This window comes from Limnofasciculus baicalensis BBK-W-15 (assembly GCF_024178385.1).
Classification (GTDB): domain Bacteria; phylum Cyanobacteriota; class Cyanobacteriia; order Cyanobacteriales; family Coleofasciculaceae; genus Limnofasciculus; species Limnofasciculus baicalensis.
This window is the reverse complement of record NZ_JAMZMM010000719.1, coordinates 1-1,269: the sequence shown is the minus strand read 5'-3', so window position 1 is coordinate 1,269 and position 1,269 is coordinate 1. Positions and strand designations below refer to the sequence as shown.

Below are 1,269 nucleotides of genomic sequence, written 5' to 3'. Positions count from 1 at the left end.
CGGTGATAGCGTACCTCGGCTGGGCGACGCTGCCACAAGGCACAGAATCCACAACCATCGTCGGCGTCGGCGCCAAAAAGACGGGCACAGCCACCTTCGCGCACGTCTGCCAGGTCATCGGCACAGCCGCCATCCTCGCCTACTGCTTCGCGAGTTTCCCAGGCGACGTCTGGTTACAGAAGAAAAAGCGCGCCATGCTCATGGACGCCATCGACGGCCTCATCGTCGGCCTGATCACCGCCGCGAGCTTAGCCTACTTCTGGCCGAAGTGAAGAAGGCAATAGGCACTGGGCACTAGGCACTAGGCAATAGGCAATAGGCAATAGGCAATAGGCAATAGGCGAAGAAGAGCCTGCCGCCACCCACCTCACACCTGCGGCCCTTTCGCGGCGCGCCGCTTGCCCAGCCCCTTCACGAGCAGGAACTTCAGCACGCCGATGCCGCCGATGGTGAGGACGACGCCGACGATGACCAGGGCCTTGCGCCACCATTGGTCGTGCCCGTCGCCAAGCCAGATGAAGAGCACGCCCAGAAGGCGCACAATCAGGCCGAATGCGAAGATGGACAGCGTCGAGCGTGGAAGTTTCAAGTTGATGGACGAGTGTAGTGCCCCCCCACCACCCCTAGGTTCCACCATGCGAGTCTTCGCTGTGTCTTCCGGCCTGCGGAAGAGAAGCCTCACCGCAGAGCCGCAGAGAACGCCGAGAGAAGAGTTTCACCACGGAGCACACCGAGGGGCACGGAGAACAGCCGCACGCTCAGCACCCGGCTTCAAAGCGGGCGAGGAAGAAGAGGAGGTCGTTGATGTCAACGGCGTTGTCGGGGGTGCCAGTACTCGTGCCATTGTCGAGATCGACGAGCACGTTTCCCGCCTCGAAGCCGACGAGGAAGGAGAGGAGGTCGTTGATGTTGACCGCGCCGTCGCGCGTGAGGCCGTTGGCGAAGTCGCCGTCGTTGTCGAGGTCGGAGGGGCAAGGGAGCGAGTAGGCCCACAGAAGCGCTTCGTCCCGGCCAGTGATGGAGTTGCGGCCGTACCCTGCAACGAACGTGTTCACGCCGTCGCTGGAGATGCCCAGCGCAGTGCTTTGGGAGAACCCGGCCGGCACGAAGGCGTGGAGATCGACCCACGAGGCGGCGGTGCCGCTCCACAGGCTCGCGCGTCGCACCCCGCCCACGATGGCACCCCCCGCCTGCTGCCCGCCGCTGGCGGCAAATGCAACGGACTCCGTCGCACCCGCTGGGGTCAGATCGACCCACGACGCGGCCGGC

2 protein-coding genes and 1 pseudogene are annotated in these 1,269 nt (G+C 64.5%); 1 reads left to right on the top strand and 2 read right to left on the bottom strand.

The window, feature by feature from the left end; all coding sequences use genetic code 11:
• Positions 1 to 272 (top strand): annotated as a pseudogene (locus tag NJ959_RS29715) (hypothetical protein); the annotation flags it as partial.
• A gap of 95 nt (positions 273 to 367) precedes the next feature.
• Here the strand turns inward: NJ959_RS29715 and NJ959_RS29710 are convergent.
• On the bottom strand, positions 368 to 589 hold the full coding sequence (locus tag NJ959_RS29710; RefSeq protein WP_254015360.1) for a hypothetical protein: 222 nt from the start codon (positions 587 to 589) through the stop codon (positions 368 to 370).
• Between the two features lie 169 nt (positions 590 to 758).
• Positions 759 to 1,269 (bottom strand): GC-type dockerin domain-anchored protein (locus tag NJ959_RS29705; RefSeq protein WP_254015359.1); only part of this gene is annotated, 511 nt, incomplete at its 5' end.